The following is a 16,662-nucleotide window of genomic DNA, read 5'->3' as shown; positions in this document are numbered from 1 at the left end:
GACAGCATGACGATCTACCTCAACAAGGACTCCAAGATCATCGTCCAGGGCATCACGGGCGGGATGGGCTCCAAGCACACCAACCTGATGCTCCAGGCGGGCTCGAACATCGTGGGCGGTGTCAACGCCCGCAAGGCCGGCACCACCGTCGAGCTCAACGGCACCGAGCTGCCGGTCTTCGGGACCGTCAAGGAGGCCATGGAGGCCACTGGCGCCGACGTCTCGGTTGCCTTCGTGCCCCCGGCCTTCACCAAGGACGCCTGCCTCGAGGCCATCGACGCCGAGATCCCGCTCCTGGTGGTCATCACCGAGGGCGTCCCGGTCCAGGACTCCGCCGAGGTCTTCGCCTACCTCGATGGCAAGAAGACCCGGATGATCGGCCCGAACTGCCCCGGGATCATCTCCCCGGAGGAGTCGCTGGCCGGCATCACCCCGCACACCATCGCGGGCAAGGGCCCGGTCGGCCTGGTGTCGAAGTCGGGCACGCTGACCTACCAGATGATGTACGAGCTGAGGGACTTCGGCTTCTCGACCGCCATCGGCATCGGTGGTGACCCGATCATCGGCACCACGCACATCGACGCCCTCGAGGCCTTCGAGAACGACCCGGAGACCAAGGCGATCGTGATGATCGGCGAGATCGGCGGCGACGCCGAGGAGCGCGCGGCGGCGTACATCAAGGACCACGTCACCAAGCCGGTCGTCGGCTACGTCGCGGGCTTCACCGCCCCCGAGGGCAAGACGATGGGCCACGCCGGCGCGATCGTGTCGGGCTCCTCCGGCACCGCGCAGGCGAAGAAGGAGGCCCTCGAGGCCGTCGGCGTGAAGGTCGGCAAGACGCCGTCCGAGACCGCGGCGCTCATGCGGGAGATCCTCCAGTCCCTCTGAGCACCTGCTCGTAGCACGCGACGAACGGCCCCCGGCGATCCCGCCGGGGGCCGTTCGTGCGTGGTACGCCGCGTGCGGGCCGCGCCTCAGAGGTCGCGCATCGCCCGGATCACGCCCTCGGCCTCGGCGAGGATGGACTGGAACGACTCCTGCACGGCCACCTCGGGCTCGAGGCCGCCGCTGCCCTCGCTCTGGTCCTCGCCGAGGAGCACCGCGCTGCCGACCCGGACGACGAGCAGGGTGCTCATCCCCGGCACCGGGTCGCCGTCGCGCTCGTAGCGGGTGACCGCCCCGCCGGCCCGGTCACCGGTGCCCGACACCTCGTCGATGCGCTGGGTGAGCCGGGTGGTGCCGTCCTCGGTCTCCACCTCGAAGCAGTCGTCGAAGATCGCGAGCACCGCGTCGACGTACGCGTCGGCCTCCTCGGTCGTCGCGAAGGTGAGGAGCTGGCGCTGGCGGTAGTCCTCGGGGTTGCTGTACGCCGCGCGGACCAGGTCGGTGTGCGCGGGCACCGGCGCCGTCGCCCCGCACGCCTCGGGCTCCATCACGTCGAGCCCGGTGCGGGTCGGCCCGGCCGGGCCGAACTCGCCGCCCTCGGACTCCTCGGGCCAGCCGCCGAGCAGCGGGAAGCCGTCGGGCACGACCTGCGCGGCCGGGTCCTCCTGCGATCCGTCGCCGGGGGAGCACGGGGTCGCGGAGAAGACGCACAGCTCGGAGAACGGCCGGGCGGCGCGCTGGAGCTGCAGTCGCAGGTTCGTCGCCACGGACCGGTCGTCGCCCGGGGAGGCGTAGGACTGGTCGACCAGCAGCGCGTTGCCGCTGCGCCCGATGCCCGTGATCGTCGCGTCGGAGAGCAGGCCGTCGTCGAAGCGGGCGCGCTGGACGAAGACGAAGGACTCCTCGGTGGGCAGGTCCTGGTCGAGCACGTCGTGGACGAGCGTGGTGTCCGGGCTCTCGTCGAGCTCGGTCTGCTCGGGGCAGTCGGCCACGGCCGCCCGGATGCCGGCGAGCGCCCGCTCCGCGGCGTCGTCGTCGGGGTAGACCATGAGCGTCCGGGCGTCGAACGCCTCGCCGCCGCTGAGGGTCGCACCCGCCACGTCGGTGGTGCCGGCGGTCGTCCAGAACGGCGTCCCGCAGACGTCGGGGATCGCGGGGGCCACCTCGTCGGTGGCCGAGGCGGCGTACCCCGCGTCGAGCGGGAAGCCCTCCGGGGCCTCCTGGAGCCAGGAGACCGACGGCGGGGCCGGGCTGGTGTCGGGCCCGTCGCCACCGCCGGACTGGGCGATGCCGAACGGCACGCCGACCGCGACGAGCGCGGCGGCCACGCCGCCGACGGTCGCGACGGCGGTGTTGCGGCGCCGCATCCGGTCGCCGCGGCGGCGCACCTCGGAGGCGGGGAGGGGGTTCACGGTGGTCCCATCGGTTCGGAAGTGCTGGAGGTCCTCGATCGGGTCACGCACGGCTCGCTCCCTCCTGGTAGCCGGGGTCGTCGGAGAGCAGGGCCGCGAGCGCGGCGCGGCCGCGGCTGAGCCGGGCCTTGACGGTGCCCTCGGGCACGCCGGTCTCCCGCGCCACCGCCTGGACCGGGAGGTCCGCGATGTGGTGGAGCACGAGCGCCTGGCGCTGCGCCTCGGGCAGCTGCTTGAGCGCCGCCACCAGGGCCACGTGCGCCTCGCTCGGCGGCGCGGCCTCGGTGCGGGCGCCGAGCGCGCGGTCGGCGGGTCGCCGGCTCCGCGTCGTACGCCGCCAGCGGCTCACCGCGAGGCGGTAGGCGGTCGTGCGGACCCACGCCTCGGGGTGCTCGGCCCGCTCGAGCTTGCGGCGGTGCGCCCACGCCCGCACGAAGGCCTCTTGGACGCACTCCTGCGCCTCGTCCCGGTTGCCGATCATGGCGTAGACCTGACCGGTGATCTTCTGGAACGACGCGGTGTAGAAGTCGTCGAACTCGCGTTCGTCCATCGACTCGTTCCCGTCTCGCTGTGCTGCTCCGGCCGGCTCTCGGTGGCCGGTCAGGAGGGATACGCCTCGGCAGACGTCACGGTTGCACGGTCGGACGGAGAAGTTCGGGAGCCGCGGTCGGCGGTCTAGGGCGCCGGGTGCTCGTGGAGCCGCTCGAGGGCCCGGCGGGCGAGCCCGACGAACGCCTCGTCGGCCATCGTGCGGCGCCCGGCCGGCACGAAGCCGACCTGCGCGACGGAGGTGCCCGAGCGCAGGACGGCCATCAGGTAGCGGACGGTGGTGTCCTCGGAGACCTCGGTGGTGACCACCCAGACCGTGAGGTCCTCCTTCTTCGTGTCGCTCGTCTCCAGCCGGCGGACCTCGGTGGTGAGGTCGTCCTCGGCGCAGCGGGCGACCCGCCGGCGCACGCCGTCGACGAAGGCGCGGGCCTTGCGCGGGCCCAGGGAGCCAGCGGTCTCCGACAGCCCGAACTCCGCCGGCAGACCGGCGTCGAGGACCACGAAGGTGCGGGTGACGTTGTTGCTGACCTGGCCGCCGGTGAAGCTGGTGCGGTCGCAGGGGGTGGCCGCGGGGTTGGTGTCGGCGCGCACCGTCGGGCTGCCCGTCCAGGGGGCGGCCACGCGCTGCACCGGCGGCAGGTCGATCTCGGAGAGCAGGCTCGGCACCTCGCCGATCGGCACCGCGCGCGCGAGCTGCGGGTCCGGCCGCCCGACGCACGAGCCGCCGTCGGGCATCGCACACATCTCGCGCACCGCGTCGGCGAGCAGGTCGGTGCCGCCGGAGATGTCGGGCCGGTCGTCGTTGCCGACGCGCAGCACGGTCGTCGTCGTCAGCAGGCCGGTGCGGCCGACCCCGACGACGGTCGTGCGGACCGGCCGCGACCACGACCGCAGGGTGAAGAGCATCGCCTGGTCGCCGACCGCCCCGACGGTGCGGGTGGAGAGCAGCTGCACGCGGGGCTCCGAGCACGCGGCGTACCACTGCACGGTGCGGCGGAAGGTACGTCGCGCGGCGCGCTCGTTGCGCGAGACCTCGGCGAGCTGCCAGGCGGTGCGCCGCGGGCCCGTGCCCCGGTCGGCCGCCGCGAAGACGCGCAGGAGGGCGCCGGTGCCGCGGGGGTCGGCGTACCGGTCGGCCTGGCAGGGCAGGACGATCCCGTCGCCTTCGGTGTTGCCGTCGGTGCGCAGCTCGGACCAGCCGGTGCCGCGGACGCGGGACTGCACCTGCTCGCCGGTCAGCAGGGCGTCGGCGACCAGCGGGGGCTGCGCCTCCTCGCCGCCGGGCGCCGCGGGCGCGCTGGCGCGCGGGCCGGTCACCGCGCGGTCGAGGGAGGTGCGGACGCCGTCGTCGCCGACGACGACGCCGCTCACGACGAGGGCGCCCACCGTCGCCAGGACGCCGGCGAGGGTGTGCGCGCGGCGGCGGCCGGAGCCGGAGCGGCGCAGGATCGAGGGGCGGGGCCACCGCACGTCGGCGACCGCCGCGGCGAGGGGGTCGAGCTGGGCGGCGATGTCGGTGGTGGGCACGTCGCGCAGCGCCGAGAACCCGACCGCGGCCGCGTGCAGCTCGCGCTCCGCCTCCTCGCGCGGCAGGCCGACCTCGCGGGCCATGTCGTCGGAGGGGCCCGGCGCGAGCAGGGAGAGCAGCAGCATCCGGCGCTGGCCGACCGGCAGATCCGCGAGCGCGTCCAGGGTCGCCTTGACGTCCGGGTCGAGGTCCTTGTCGCGGTGCCCGAGCCGGGCGGTGTGGCGACGCTGGGCGTAGGCCCACGCGTGGGGGCGCAGCCACGCCTCCGGGTCGTCGCGGCGCGAGACCTTGCGCCAGTGGTGCCACGCGACGACGTACGCGTGCCGGACCGCGCTCCGCGCCGCCGTCAGGTCGCCGGTCAGCGCCCAGGTCTGCAGCAGCAGCCGGTCGCGGGTGCGCTGGTAGAGCTCGTCGAAGGCCTCGACGGGATCAGCGGGGTCGGCGGGCGGCGGCATGGCACCGGCCACCGTACCCGCGCGGCGTGGCGGCACGACCGGGCCGGTCGTGCGGGTGATGATCGGGGAGCCATGACCTCTCTGCTGCCCCGGCCGACGGCCCGTCCCGCGCCCTCGGCCGGGCACGACATGGACCACCGCCGGCCGCTCGTGCTCGTCGCGACGCTCGGTGGCGCGGCGGCCGCGCTCGGCCCGCTGCTGGTCTGCCTGGCGCTGGGCGTCGTCGGCTGGTTCCTCACCGACGCCGGCGCCCACGGCAGCTCCGGCGACGGCCTGCGCGTCGGCGCCTGGGGCTGGCTGCTCGGCCACGGGTCGGGCGTCCGCGTCGAGGGCGTGCCGGTCACCGCTGTGCCGCTCGGCATCACCCTGGTCTGCGCATGGACGGTCTGGCGGCTCGGCCTCCGCGTCGGCGACTCGGTCTCCGGCCACGGCCCCGACGCCGACCGGATCGCCGACGGCGAGCGCGACTGGACGGTGCCGGTCGCTGCCGGCCTGCTCGCCGCGGGGTACGTCGTCGTGGCGGTCGTGACCTGCGTGCTCGCCACCGACACCGGCTCCGGCGTCGCCACCGGGCGGGTCGTCGCCTGGTCGCTGGCGCTCTGCCTGCTCCTCGGCGCGCCCGCCGTCGCGGTCGGCTCGGGCCGCGCGGCCATCTGGGCCGCCACCGTCCCGCCTGTCCTCCGCCTCGCCCTCCCCGCCTGCCGGCTGGTGCTGCTCGGCTGGGCCGCCGTCGCCGGGGTGGCGCTCCTCGTCGCGTTCGTCCTCGACCTCGGCACGGCCGCCAACGTCCTCTCCCAGCTCCACACCGACGCCGGCGCCGCCACCCTGCTCGTGCTGGTCTCGCTGCTGGTCGTGCCCAACGCGGTCGCCTTCTCCGGCTCCTACCTGCTCGGCCCCGGCTTCACCGTCGGCGCCGGCACGCTGGTCACGCCGACCGCCGTCGTGCTCGGCCCGCTGCCGATGTTCCCGCTCCTCGCGGCGCTGCCCGACGCCGGCCCGCCGCCGGCCTGGACGGCGTACCTCGCTGTGCTCCCGGCCCTCGTCGCAGCCCTCGCCGTCGCCCGCCACCACCGGCTCGTGCCCGCCGACGGCTGGGGTGAGGCCGTCGCCCGCGGGCTGGCCGCCGGAGTGCTCGCCGGCATCGCCTTCGGCCTCCTCGCCGCCCTCGCCGGCGGCGCCGTCGGCCCCGGCCGGATGCGCGACGTCAGCCCCTTCGCCCTCGACGTGGCCCTCCACGCCATCACCGCCTTCGGCCTCGGCGGCCTCGTCGGTGCCCTCGCCACCACCTGGTGGCAGCGGCGCTCCGCCGTCGCCGCCGACTGAGTCGCGCCGGGCCCTTGTAACGCGACGTTCGCTGCTCTACCTGCACGCCGCAGCGTGCAGGTGGAGCAGGTAACTGCGCGTTACATGAGCCGCCGCGCCCGGGACGCACCGCGGCGACGGTCTAGGCTCCGAGCCGTGCCCGACCGCAGACCCGCCCGCCTCGTCGTCCTGGTGTCCGGCTCGGGGACCAACCTGCAGGCGTTGCTGGACGCGTGCGCGGACCCGGCGTACGGCGCGTCCGTGGTCGCCGTCGGCGCGGACCGCGACGACATCGAGGGGCTGGCGCGGGCCGACCGGGCCAGCGTGCCGACGTTCGTGACGAAGGTCGGCCAGTTCACCAGCCGCGACCACTGGGACCGCGCGCTGGCCGACCGGGTGGGGGCCTTCGAGCCGGACCTGGTCGTGCTGGCGGGCTTCATGAAGCTGGTCGGCGAGGACTTCCTGGCCCGCTTCGGCGGCCGCACGGTCAACACCCACCCGGCGCTGTCGCCGTCGTTCCCCGGCATGCACGGGCCGGCCGACGCCCTGGCGTACGGCGTGAAGGTCACCGGCGCGACCCTCTTCGTCGTCGACGCCGGCGTGGACACCGGCGCGATCGTCGCCCAGGTCGCCGTGCCGGTCGAGGACGACGACGACGTCGACGCGCTGCACGAGCGGATCAAGGCCGCGGAGCGGGTGATGCTCGTCGACACGGTCGGCCGGATGGCGCGCGAGGGGTACGTCGTCGACGGTCGGCGGGTGCGCCTCGGGGGCTGAGCGCCTCTATGCTGGCCCCACACGACTGGCGCAGGTGGGTGACCACCAGGGAGTGACGTCGGGAGCATCGACCGCCTGGGTGCTCCTCCTCGCCGATCCGAGCAGGAGTGACACGTGTCCGAGACCCAGCCCAGCGCCCCCGTGCCGGCCCTCGACCAGGCCCTCGACCGGGCCCTCGACCAGGTCCCGATCAAGCGGGCCCTCGTCTCCGTCTACGACAAGACCGGCCTCGACGACCTGGTCCGCGGGCTGCACGACGCCGGCGTCATGCTCGTCTCCACCGGCGGCTCCGCCCGTCGCATCGAGGAGCTCGGTCTGCCGGTCACCCGCGTCGAGGAGCTGACCGGCTTCCCCGAGTGCCTCGACGGCCGGGTCAAGACCCTGCACCCGCGCGTGCACGCCGGCATCCTCGCCGACCGCCGCCTCGAGGCCCACGTGCAGCAGCTCGCCGACCTCGAGGTCGAGCCGTTCGACCTGGTGGTGTGCAACCTCTACCCGTTCACCGACACCGTCGCCTCGGGCGCGAGCCCCGACGAGTGCGTCGAGCAGATCGACATCGGCGGTCCCTCGATGGTCCGCGCCGCGGCCAAGAACCACCCCTCCGTCGCCGTCGTCACCAGCCCCGCGCGGTACGCCGACGTGCTGGTCGCCGCCGGCGCGGGCGGGTTCACCCTCGGCCAGCGCCGGGCGCTCGCGGCGGAGGCGTTCGCCCACACCGCGGCGTACGACGTGGCCGTCGCCTCCTGGATGGGCAACGTGCTCACCGACTCCTCCGAGGGCACCGGCTTCCCCGCGTGGGCCGGTGCAACGTGGGAGAAGAAGGCCGTCCTGCGGTACGGCGAGAACCCGCACCAGCCCGCGGCGCTCTACACCTCCGGCCACGGCGGCGGGGGCCTCGCGGCTGCCGAGCAGCTGCACGGCAAGGAGATGTCGTACAACAACTACGTCGACACCGACGCCGCCCGCCGCGCCGCCAACGACTTCGCCGAGCCCGCGGTCGCGATCATCAAGCACGCGAACCCGTGCGGCATCGCCGTCGGCGCGGACGTTGCCGAGGCGCACCGCAAGGCGCACGCCTGCGACCCGACCTCGGCCTTCGGCGGGGTCATCGCCGTCAACCGGCCGGTGTCGGTGGAGATGGCGCAGCAGGTGGCCGAGGTGTTCACCGAGGTGATCGTGGCGCCGGCGTACGACGAGGGCGCCGTCGAGGTGCTGCAGGGCAAGAAGAACATCCGGATCCTCGTCTGCCCGGTCGACGCCGGCGCGGCCGTGGAGACCCGCCCGATCAGCGGCGGCCTGCTGATGCAGCACGTCGACCACGTCGACGCCGAGGGCGACGACCCGTCGACCTGGACGCTCGCGACCGGCGAGGCCGCCTCGGCCGAGGTGCTGGCCGACCTCGCCTTCGCCTGGCGCGCCTGCCGCTCGGCGAAGTCCAACGCGATCCTGCTGGCCAAGGACGGCGCCTCGGTCGGCGTCGGCATGGGCCAGGTCAACCGGGTCGACTCCTGCCGGCTCGCGGTCTCGCGGGCGGGGGAGCGCTCGGTCGGCTCGGTGGCGGCCTCGGACGCGTTCTTCCCCTTCGAGGACGGCCCGCAGATCCTCATCGACGCCGGCGTCGCCGCGATCGTGCAGCCCGGCGGCTCGGTCCGCGACGAGCTGACCATCGAGGCAGCCAAGGCGGCCGGCGTGACGATGTACTTCACCGGCACCCGGCACTTTGCTCACTGATCAGGGACGCGCCAGCGGACCTGGTCGACGGTGGTCGAGCAGCGACCGCGGCTGAGGAACGAAGCCGCGACGGAGCGTGTCGAGACCCGGTGAGGCGGGCGCCGACCGCAACCCGTCCAGGATGAGAGGATCCGCACGATGACTGCACAGAAGCTGGACGGCAGCGCCACCCTCAAGGCGATCAAGGCCGAGCTGACCGAGCGGGTCGCCGCGCTGCGCGAGCAGGGCGTCGTCCCCGGGCTGGGCACGGTGCTGGTCGGCGACGACCCGGGCTCGCACTGGTATGTCGGCGCCAAGCACAAGGACTGCGCCGAGATCGGCATCGAGTCGATCCGCGTCGACCTCCCGGCGACGTCGACCCAGGCCGAGGTCGAGGCCGCGATCGACGAGCTGAACGCCGACCCGGCCTGCACGGGGTTCCTCGTGCAGCAGCCGACCGGGCTCGACGAGTTCGCGCTGCTCTCGCGTGTCGACCCCGACAAGGACGTGGACGGCCTGCACCCGGTCAACCTCGGCCGGCTCGTGCTCGGCGAGGAGGGCTCGCTGCCCTGCACGCCGCTCGGCTGCATCGAGCTGCTCCGCCGCCACGGCATCGAGCTGCGCGGTGCCGAGGTGGTCGTGGTCGGCCGCGGGCTGACCGTCGGCCGCCCGATGGGCCTGCTGCTGACCCGCCGCTCGGAGAACGCGACCGCCACGCTGTGCCACACCGGCACCCGCGACCTCGCGGCGCACACCCGCAACGCCGACGTCGTGGTCGCCGCGGCCGGCGTACCGGGCATCATCACCGGCGACATGGTCAAGCCCGGCGCTGCCGTGCTCGACGTGGGCGTCTCGCGCGTCGACGGCAAGATCGCCGGCGACGTCGCCGACGACGTGTGGGAGACCGCCGGCTGGGTCTCGCCCAACCCCGGCGGCGTCGGCCCGATGACCCGCGCCATGCTGCTCGTCAACGTGGTCACCATGGCCGAGCGCGCGCTCGCCGCCTCGAAGGGCCCGGCCTGAACGTCGTGAGCGACCCCGCCGCACCCCGGCCCGAGCCCGGGCCCGAGCACGAACCCCAGCCCGAGTTCCTGCCCGAGCCGCTGCCCGACGACGTCCCCTCCGAGGACGAGGTCGCGGCCGGGCTGGCCGAGGAGATCGAGGTGCTCGAGGAGCGGCGCTACCCCTCGACCATCGGCGGCGCGTTCTACCTGCTCGTGCTCGTCGCGACCACGGTCGGCATCGGCGTGGTCGCGGCGGGGGAGTGGCGGCTCGGCATCCGCGTCGTGGCCGGCGCCGTCCTCTCGGCCGCGCTGCTCCGGCTCGTCCTGCCGCAGCGCGACGCCGGCATGCTCGCCGTGCGCCACCGCCTCGTCGACGTGCTCGTCCTGGTGCTGGTCGGCTCGGTCTTCCTGTTCCTCGCCGGCACCATTCCGGACCAGCCGGTCTAGGGCCGGGCGCGGCTCGGATCGGGTCGGGTCGGGTCGGGTCGGGTCGGTTTGGCGCGGCCGGGCTCGGGCCGGCGCGACACTTCCGCGCAATTGCGGCTCTTGTGACGCATCTGTGGGTGCTTCGCCGTGCCTGAACGAGCGCACGCCGTTCTCTGCCTAGGTTCCTGAGCTGTCTAGGAACACGAACCAGATGGCGGGAGAACGGCGTGCTGGGCAAGAGCGTATGGGCGATGTTGTTGGGCATCCAGCAGGCGATGGTCGAGGACGTCGTGTTCGACGCTGCTCGAGGCGTGGTGGTGGCTCATGTCCGGGTCTCCCAGCGGACCCGACCTCGGTGCGGGCGGTGCGGGACGGGCGCGAAGCCAGCACCGCTCTACGACCGCGGCCAAGGGCGTCGCCGGTGGCGGTCGCTGGACATCGGGACCTGGCAGGTCTGGATCGAAGCCGACGCCCCACGCGTGGCCTGTCGGGTCCATGGGCACACGGTGCGGGCGTTCGCGTGGGCGCGGCACGACGCCGGCCACACCCGCGACTTCGACCAGCAGGTCGCCTGGTTGGCCACCCACTGCTCGAAGTCGGCAGTGACGCAGCTGATGAGGATCAGCTGGCGCACCGTGGGCAACATCGTGGCCCGGGTCTGGGCGCAAACTGCCGGTGCCCGCGACCCGTTCGCCGGGCTCTCCCGGATCGGGATCGATGAAATCTCCTACAAACGTGGCCACAAGTACCTGACCGTGGTCGTCGACCACGACACCGGCCGGCTGGTGTGGGCCGCACCAGGACGCGACCGGGCCACGTTGCGGTCGTTCTTCGACGCCCTCGGCCCCCACCGGTCCGCCCAGATCGCCCAGGTCAGCGCTGACGGCGCAGACTGGATCAAGGGCGTCGTCGCCGAACGGTGCCCCGACGCGGTGCAGTGCGCCGACCCCTTCCACGTGGTCCGCTGGGCCACCGAAGCCCTCGACGCGGTCCGCCGCGACGCCTGGAACACCGCCCGCCGCGCCGCTGGCGGCAGCCGTCGCGACGGCCGCGCGCACGGCCAGGAACGCATCGTGGCCACCGGCCACGCCCAAGCGTTGAAACGAGCCCGGTGGGCGCTGTGGAAGAACCCCGAGAACCTCACCACCCGCCAACGCGCGAAGCTCGACTGGATCGCCAAGCACGACCCCCGACTCCACGAGGCCTACCTCCTCAAAGAAGGCCTCCGCCTGGTCTTCCAACTCGACCCCACCGACGCACCCACCGCCCTGACCCGGTGGACTCAACGCTCCCGCGACAGCGGGCTGGAGTCCTTCACCGCCCTCGCCCGACGCGTCCAGACCCACCGAGAACCGATCCTCGCCGCCATCAGCCACGGCCTGTCCAACGGCCGCATCGAATCGGTCAACACCAAGATCCGACTCATCACCCGCCGAGCCTTCGGCTTCAAATCACCCGACGCCCTCATCGCCCTGGCCATGCTCACACTCGGCGGCCAACCACCCGCCCTCCCCGGCCGAACCTGACCCACGGAAAGGGCAGGAGAGCCGCAATTGCGCGGTTTCAGCGCCCCCAGGTGCCGCAGGGCCGCTACACCCGCGCAATTGAACGGTTGTAGCGGCCCCGGGCGCGAGCGGCAGCCCGCGTCAGATCAGCCCGAGCTGGGTGACGGCGTCGCGCTCCTCGGCGAGCTCGGCGGCGGAGGCGTCGATCCGGCCGCGGGAGAAGTCGTCGATGTCGAGGCCCTGGACGATCTCCCAGTCCCCGCCGCGGGTGGTGACGGGGAAGGAGGAGATGAGCCCCTCCGGCACGCCGTAGGAGCCGTCGGAGCGCACGGCCATGGAGACCCAGTCGCCCTCGGCGGAGCCGGAGAGCCAGTCGCGGGCGGCGTCGATGGTCGCCGAGGCGGCCGACGCGGCCGAGGAGGAGCCGCGGGCGTCGATGATCGCGGCGCCGCGCTTGGCGACGGTCGGGATGAAGGTCTCCTCGATCCAGGCCTGGTCGCCGACGACCTCGGCAGCGTTGCGGCCGCCGACCTCGGCGTGGAACAGGTCGGGGTACTGCGTCGCCGAGTGGTTGCCCCAGATCGTCATCTTCGTGATGTCGGTGACCGGGGCGCCGGTCTTGGCGGCCAGCTGCGAGATCGCGCGGTTGTGGTCGAGGCGGGTGAGTGCCGAGAACCGCTCCTGCGGGATGTCGGGGGCGTTGCTCATCGCGATCAGCGCGTTGGTGTTGGCCGGGTTGCCGGTCACACCGATGCGCACGTCGTCGGCGGCCACCTTGTTCAGCGCCTTGCCCTGCGTGGTGAAGATGGCGCCGTTGGCCTCGAGCAGGTCGCCGCGCTCCATGCCGGGGCCGCGCGGGCGGGCGCCGACGAGCAGGGCGAGGTTGACGCCGTCGAAGACCTTCTCCGCGTCGTCACCGATCTCCACCCCCGCCAGGCCGGGGAAGGCACAGTCGTCGAGCTCCATCACGACACCTTCGAGGGCCTTGAGCGCCGGGGTGATCTCCAGCAGCCGCAGCTCGATGGGGCGGTCGGCCGCGAGCGCACCGCTCGCGAGACGGAAGAGCAGGCTGTAGCCGATCTGGCCGGCGGCGCCGGTGACGGCCACCTTCAGGGGGGTAGAGCTCACGAGGACTCCTTCGAGGTCGGCGGACTGCTCCCGACGCTAGCAGCGGACGTGAGGTGGGCCACCCGCGTCCGGCGCGGGCCCCGCCTAGGCTGGCCCCGTGCGTACGACGGGGGCGACCGCTGCAGTGGCGCTGGCGGCCTCCCTGCTGCTCGGCGGGTGCGGCACCGCCTCGCCCACGAGCCCGCCCACCGGCCTCGACGAGCTGGTCGTGCCGACGCCGTCGCCGGACGCGGACGACTTCGTCGGCGACCTCGACAACCCGTGGTTCCTCGGCGACCCCGCGACGCAGGCCGACCCCTCCGGCACCGAGGAGGTCGCGGGCGTGGAGGTGACCGTGGTCGGCGACGACTACTACGCCCAGGACCGTCGCGGCAACGTGTGGTGGTTCGGCACGGCGGGGGAGTGGGAGGCCGGCGTCGACGGTGCCCAGGCGGGGCTGGCCATGCCGGCCGAGCCGCGGTACGGCGACTCCTGGCGCACGGCGTACGTCCCCGGCGTCGTCGAGGACGTCACCGCCGTGACCGACGCCGACGCCTACTCGATCGTGCTGGAGACGACGACGCCGCTCGACCCCGGTGTGGTCGCGCGGCGCACGGTCGACCGCCAGGACTGACCCGGTCAGGTCAGCCGACGGCGGGTCAGCGGGTCAGCGGATCTGGGTCCCCTGGTCGCCGCCGGAGCCGTCGGGCCACGGCGTCTGCTGGGTGGGGTCGGCCTGCGGGGTGGTCCACTGCGGGTCGGCCGGCTTCCACTCCTGGGCGACCGGGTCCCACTGCCAGCCGTCCTGGATGATCGGCCGCTCGGTGTCCCACTGCTGGGTGGTCGTCGCGGCGTCCTCGGTGGTGGAGCGAGGCTTGCGGGCGGGCAGTCGCAGGCCGGAGCCGGGGACGGGCGCGCCGGACCGGCCGAGCAGCAGCGGGTGGACGAGTCCCGCGAGCAGGCCGCCGACCAGCGGGCCGAGGATGAAGACCCACAGCTGGAGGATCGCGTCGCCGCCGGCGAAGAGGGCCGGTCCGATGGACCGGGCCGGGTTGAGCGAGGCGCCGGTGAAGCGGATGGCCAGCAGCGCCAGCGCGGCCAGCGCGAGGCCGGTCCACAGCGGCGCGAGGTGGCGGTCCTCGGCGCGCTCGTCGAAGACCGCGAGCACCACCAGCACGAAGAGGAAGGTCACGAGCACCTCGAGCAGCAGCGCCGCACACGCGGCGTACCCGTTGCCGACGTCGCCGAAGGAGTTCTGGCCCATGTTGCCCTCGGCCTCGAAGCCCTCGTAGCCGTGCAGCAGCGCGAAGAGCGCGAGGCCGGCGAGCACGGCCGCGACGACCTGGGTGCCGACGAGCAGGCCGGCGTCGCGCCAGGCGGTGCGGCCGGCGACGGCGGAGCCGACGGTGGCGGCGGGGTTGAGGTGCGCCGAGACCCGGCCGAGCGCGGCGACCGCCACCGCGTGGGCGAGGCCGTAGGCGAGGGCGGCCGCCACGACGTCGTCGGAGAGGACGAGGGTGCCGGCGGCGACGAGGACGACGAGGAAGGTGCCGATGGCCTCGGCGGCGACGCGCTGCCCGGTCGCGGGCAGGGCGGAGTGCGGGGTGCTCATGCCTCGGTGGTCCCCGCCCCGATCCCGTGCCAAACCCGGGGGCGGGCGTGGTCCAGGCATGGCACCGCGTGCGTGCGGGTGCGAGGCTGGGGGTTGGCGCGGCCGTCAGGTATCTTGACGTCAAGAAACATGCACGACCCTGATCGCCCGCGATCGACCACCAGCCGTCCAGCTACAGGAGCTGCCGTTCCATGGCCAAGATCATCTACACGCACACGGACGAGGCGCCGCTGCTCGCGACGTACTCGTTCCTGCCGATCGTCTCGGCGTACGCCGCCAAGGCCGGCGTGGACGTCGAGACCCGTGACATCTCGCTGTCGGGTCGCATCCTGGCCCAGTTCGGGCTGGTCGACGACGCGCTCGCCGAGCTCGGTGAGCTGGCCACGACGCCCGAGGCCAACATCATCAAGCTGCCCAACGTCTCCGCCTCCATCCCGCAGCTGAAGGCCGCGGTCAAGGAGCTGCAGGAGCAGGGCCACGACATCCCGGACTACCCGGAGAACCCGCAGACCGACGCCGAGAAGGACGCCCGCGCGAAGTACGACAAGGTCAAGGGCTCCGCGGTCAACCCGGTCCTGCGCGAGGGCAACTCCGACCGCCGCGCGCCGGCGTCGGTGAAGAACTACGCCAAGGCCCACCCCCACCGCATGGGCGCGTGGAGCAGCGACTCCAAGACCAACGTCGCGACCATGGGCGAGCGCGACTTCCGCTCCAACGAGAAGTCGGTCGTCATCGAGTCCGACGACACCCTGCGCATCGAGCTGGCCGGCGTCGACGGCACCACCACCGTCCTCAAGGACGGCATCGCGGTGCTCGCCGGCGAGGTCGTCGACGGCACCTACATGGACGTCGCCGCGCTGCGCCGCTTCCTCACCGAGCAGGTCGCCCGCGCCAAGGCCGAGGGCGTGCTCTTCTCCGCCCACCTCAAGGCCACGATGATGAAGGTCTCCGACCCGATCATCTTCGGCCACGTGGTGCAGGCGTTCCTCCCCACGCTCTTCGAGCAGTACGGCGAGCAGCTGCGCGCCGCGGGCATCTCGCCGAACGACGGCCTCGGGGCGCTCCTCAACGCCGTCGACTCCCTCCCCGAGGGCGAGGCCATCAAGGCCGCCGTCCAGCAGGGCCTGGCCGACGGCCCGGCGCTCGCGATGGTCGACTCCGACAAGGGCATCACCAACCTGCACGTGCCGAGCGACGTCATCATCGACGCCTCGATGCCGGCGATGATCCGCACCTCGGGCCACATGTGGGGCCCCGACGGCGAGGAGGCCGACACCCTCGCGGTGATCCCGGACTCGTCCTACGCCGGCGTCTACCAGACCGTCATCGACGACTGCCGTGCCAACGGCGCCTTCGACCCGGCCACCATGGGCTCGGTGCCGAACGTCGGCCTGATGGCCAAGGCGGCCGAGGAGTACGGCTCCCACGACAAGACCTTCGAGGTCCCCGCCGCGGGCACCGTCCGCGTCGTCAACAGCGCCGGCGACGTGCTCATCGAGCACGACGTGCAGCCGGGCGACATCTGGCGCGCCTGCCAGACCAAGGACGAGCCGATCCGCGACTGGGTCAAGCTGGCCGTCACCCGCGCCCGCGCCTCCGGCTCGCCGGCCGTCTTCTGGCTCGACGAGACCCGCGCCCACGACGCGAACCTCATCGCCAAGGTGGACGAGTACCTCAAGGACCACGACACCGACGGCCTGACCATCGAGATCATGGCGCCGGCCGAGGCGACGGCGTACTCGCTGGAGCGGATCCGCCGCGGCGAGGACACCATCTCGGTGACCGGCAACGTGCTGCGCGACTACAACACCGACCTCTTCCCGATCCTCGAGCTGGGGACCTCGGCGAAGATGCTGTCGGTCGTCCCGCTGATGAACGGCGGCGGCCTCTTCGAGACCGGCGCGGGCGGCTCGGCCCCCAAGCACGTGCAGCAGCTGGTCAAGGAGAACTACCTGCGCTGGGACAGCCTGGGCGAGTTCTTCGCGCTGGTGCCCTCGCTCGAGCTGTACGCCGAGCAGGCCGGCACGCCGGGCGCGAAGGTGCTCGCCGACGCCCTCGACCGCGCGACCGGGACGTTCCTGGAGCAGGACAAGTCCCCGACCCGTCGCGTCGGCGGCATCGACAACCGCGGCTCGCACTTCTACCTGGCGCTCTACTGGGCCCAGGAGCTGGCGAACCAGACCGAGGACGCCGACCTCGCCGCGGCCTTCAAGCCCCTCGCGGAGAAGCTCGCCGCGGAGGAGGAGACGATCGTCGCCGAGCTCAACGGCGTGCAGGGCTCCCCGGCCGACATCGGTGGCTACTACCGCCCCGACGACGAGTTGGCCTCGGCCGTCATGCGTCCGTCGAAGACGCTCAACGAGGCGCTCGCCTCGCTCTGAGCCTCTCGG

The 16,662-nt window shown here is 73.5% G+C and carries 14 protein-coding genes and 1 riboswitch; of the genes, 9 read left to right on the top strand and 5 right to left on the bottom strand.

The window, feature by feature from the left end:
- The first annotated feature begins 6 nt into the window (after positions 1–6).
- A complete protein-coding gene (gene sucD / locus QWY29_RS13600; RefSeq protein ID WP_300961563.1) occupies positions 7–888 on the top strand; it encodes a succinate--CoA ligase subunit alpha in 882 nt (293 codons plus the stop codon).
- Between the two features lie 86 nt (positions 889–974).
- Here the strand turns inward: sucD and QWY29_RS13595 are convergent, their stop codons facing one another.
- From QWY29_RS13595 to QWY29_RS13585, 3 genes are all read right to left on the bottom strand, one after another.
- Positions 975–2,348 carry a hypothetical protein gene (locus tag QWY29_RS13595; RefSeq protein ID WP_300961562.1) on the bottom strand — a complete coding sequence of 458 codons (1,374 nt, stop codon included), beginning with the start codon at positions 2,346–2,348 and terminating at the stop codon, positions 975–977.
- Positions 2,341–2,847 (bottom strand): RNA polymerase sigma factor, encoded by a 507-nt coding sequence (locus QWY29_RS13590; protein ID WP_300961561.1) that lies wholly within the window; start codon positions 2,845–2,847, stop codon positions 2,341–2,343. The genes QWY29_RS13595 and QWY29_RS13590 overlap by 8 nt, the downstream gene beginning before the upstream one ends.
- Before the next feature lie 125 nt (positions 2,848–2,972).
- Positions 2,973–4,829 (bottom strand): SigE family RNA polymerase sigma factor, encoded by a 1,857-nt coding sequence (locus QWY29_RS13585; protein ID WP_300961560.1) that lies wholly within the window; start codon positions 4,827–4,829, stop codon positions 2,973–2,975.
- A gap of 72 nt (positions 4,830–4,901) precedes the next feature.
- Here QWY29_RS13585 and QWY29_RS13580 point away from each other — a divergent pair, with 72 nt between their 5' ends.
- From QWY29_RS13580 to QWY29_RS13555, 6 genes are all read left to right on the top strand, one after another.
- Positions 4,902–6,152 carry a cell division protein PerM gene (locus tag QWY29_RS13580; RefSeq protein ID WP_300961559.1) on the top strand — a complete coding sequence of 417 codons (1,251 nt, stop codon included), beginning with the start codon at positions 4,902–4,904 and terminating at the stop codon, positions 6,150–6,152.
- A 135-nt stretch (positions 6,153–6,287) separates the two neighbouring features.
- Positions 6,288–6,908 carry a phosphoribosylglycinamide formyltransferase gene (gene purN, locus QWY29_RS13575; protein WP_300961558.1) on the top strand — a complete coding sequence of 207 codons (621 nt, stop codon included), beginning with the start codon at positions 6,288–6,290 and terminating at the stop codon, positions 6,906–6,908.
- A gap of 11 nt (positions 6,909–6,919) precedes the next feature.
- Positions 6,920–6,996: riboswitch (ZMP/ZTP riboswitch) on the top strand.
- Between the two features lie 53 nt (positions 6,997–7,049).
- Positions 7,050–8,639, top strand: coding sequence for a bifunctional phosphoribosylaminoimidazolecarboxamide formyltransferase/IMP cyclohydrolase (gene purH / locus QWY29_RS13570; protein WP_300961632.1), 1,590 nt, complete (start codon positions 7,050–7,052; stop codon positions 8,637–8,639).
- A 138-nt stretch (positions 8,640–8,777) separates the two neighbouring features.
- Positions 8,778–9,641 (top strand): bifunctional methylenetetrahydrofolate dehydrogenase/methenyltetrahydrofolate cyclohydrolase, encoded by an 864-nt coding sequence (locus tag QWY29_RS13565; RefSeq protein ID WP_300961557.1) that lies wholly within the window; start codon positions 8,778–8,780, stop codon positions 9,639–9,641.
- A gap of 5 nt (positions 9,642–9,646) precedes the next feature.
- Positions 9,647–10,069 (top strand): DUF3017 domain-containing protein, encoded by a 423-nt coding sequence (locus QWY29_RS13560; protein ID WP_300961556.1) that lies wholly within the window; start codon positions 9,647–9,649, stop codon positions 10,067–10,069.
- 206 nt (positions 10,070–10,275) lie between these two features.
- Positions 10,276–11,574 (top strand): ISL3 family transposase, encoded by a 1,299-nt coding sequence (locus QWY29_RS13555; RefSeq protein WP_300961555.1) that lies wholly within the window; start codon positions 10,276–10,278, stop codon positions 11,572–11,574.
- Positions 11,575–11,694: 120 nt separating this feature from the next.
- On the opposite strand, the gene QWY29_RS13550 is transcribed toward QWY29_RS13555, so the two are convergent.
- Complete coding sequence (locus QWY29_RS13550; RefSeq protein WP_300961554.1) at positions 11,695–12,681, bottom strand: malate dehydrogenase; 987 nt, start codon at positions 12,679–12,681, stop codon at positions 11,695–11,697.
- Positions 12,682–12,778: 97 nt separating this feature from the next.
- Here QWY29_RS13550 and QWY29_RS13545 point away from each other — a divergent pair, with 97 nt between their 5' ends.
- A complete protein-coding gene (locus QWY29_RS13545; protein WP_300961553.1) occupies positions 12,779–13,294 on the top strand; it encodes a hypothetical protein in 516 nt (171 codons plus the stop codon).
- A 33-nt stretch (positions 13,295–13,327) separates the two neighbouring features.
- On the opposite strand, the gene QWY29_RS13540 is transcribed toward QWY29_RS13545, so the two are convergent.
- Entirely contained in the window at positions 13,328–14,272 is a 945-nt protein-coding gene (locus tag QWY29_RS13540) for an MIP/aquaporin family protein (protein ID WP_300961552.1), read from the bottom strand.
- Between the two features lie 191 nt (positions 14,273–14,463).
- Here QWY29_RS13540 and QWY29_RS13535 point away from each other — a divergent pair, with 191 nt between their 5' ends.
- Positions 14,464–16,653 carry an NADP-dependent isocitrate dehydrogenase gene (locus QWY29_RS13535; protein ID WP_300961551.1) on the top strand — a complete coding sequence of 730 codons (2,190 nt, stop codon included), beginning with the start codon at positions 14,464–14,466 and terminating at the stop codon, positions 16,651–16,653.
- Positions 16,654–16,662 lie beyond the last annotated feature (9 nt).

Origin of the sequence: Nocardioides abyssi, assembly GCF_030412915.1 — a bacterium.
GTDB lineage: Bacteria > Actinomycetota > Actinomycetes > Propionibacteriales > Nocardioidaceae > Nocardioides > Nocardioides abyssi.
Note: the sequence above shows the minus strand (reverse complement) of the source record. Positions and strands in the feature narration are given on the sequence as shown.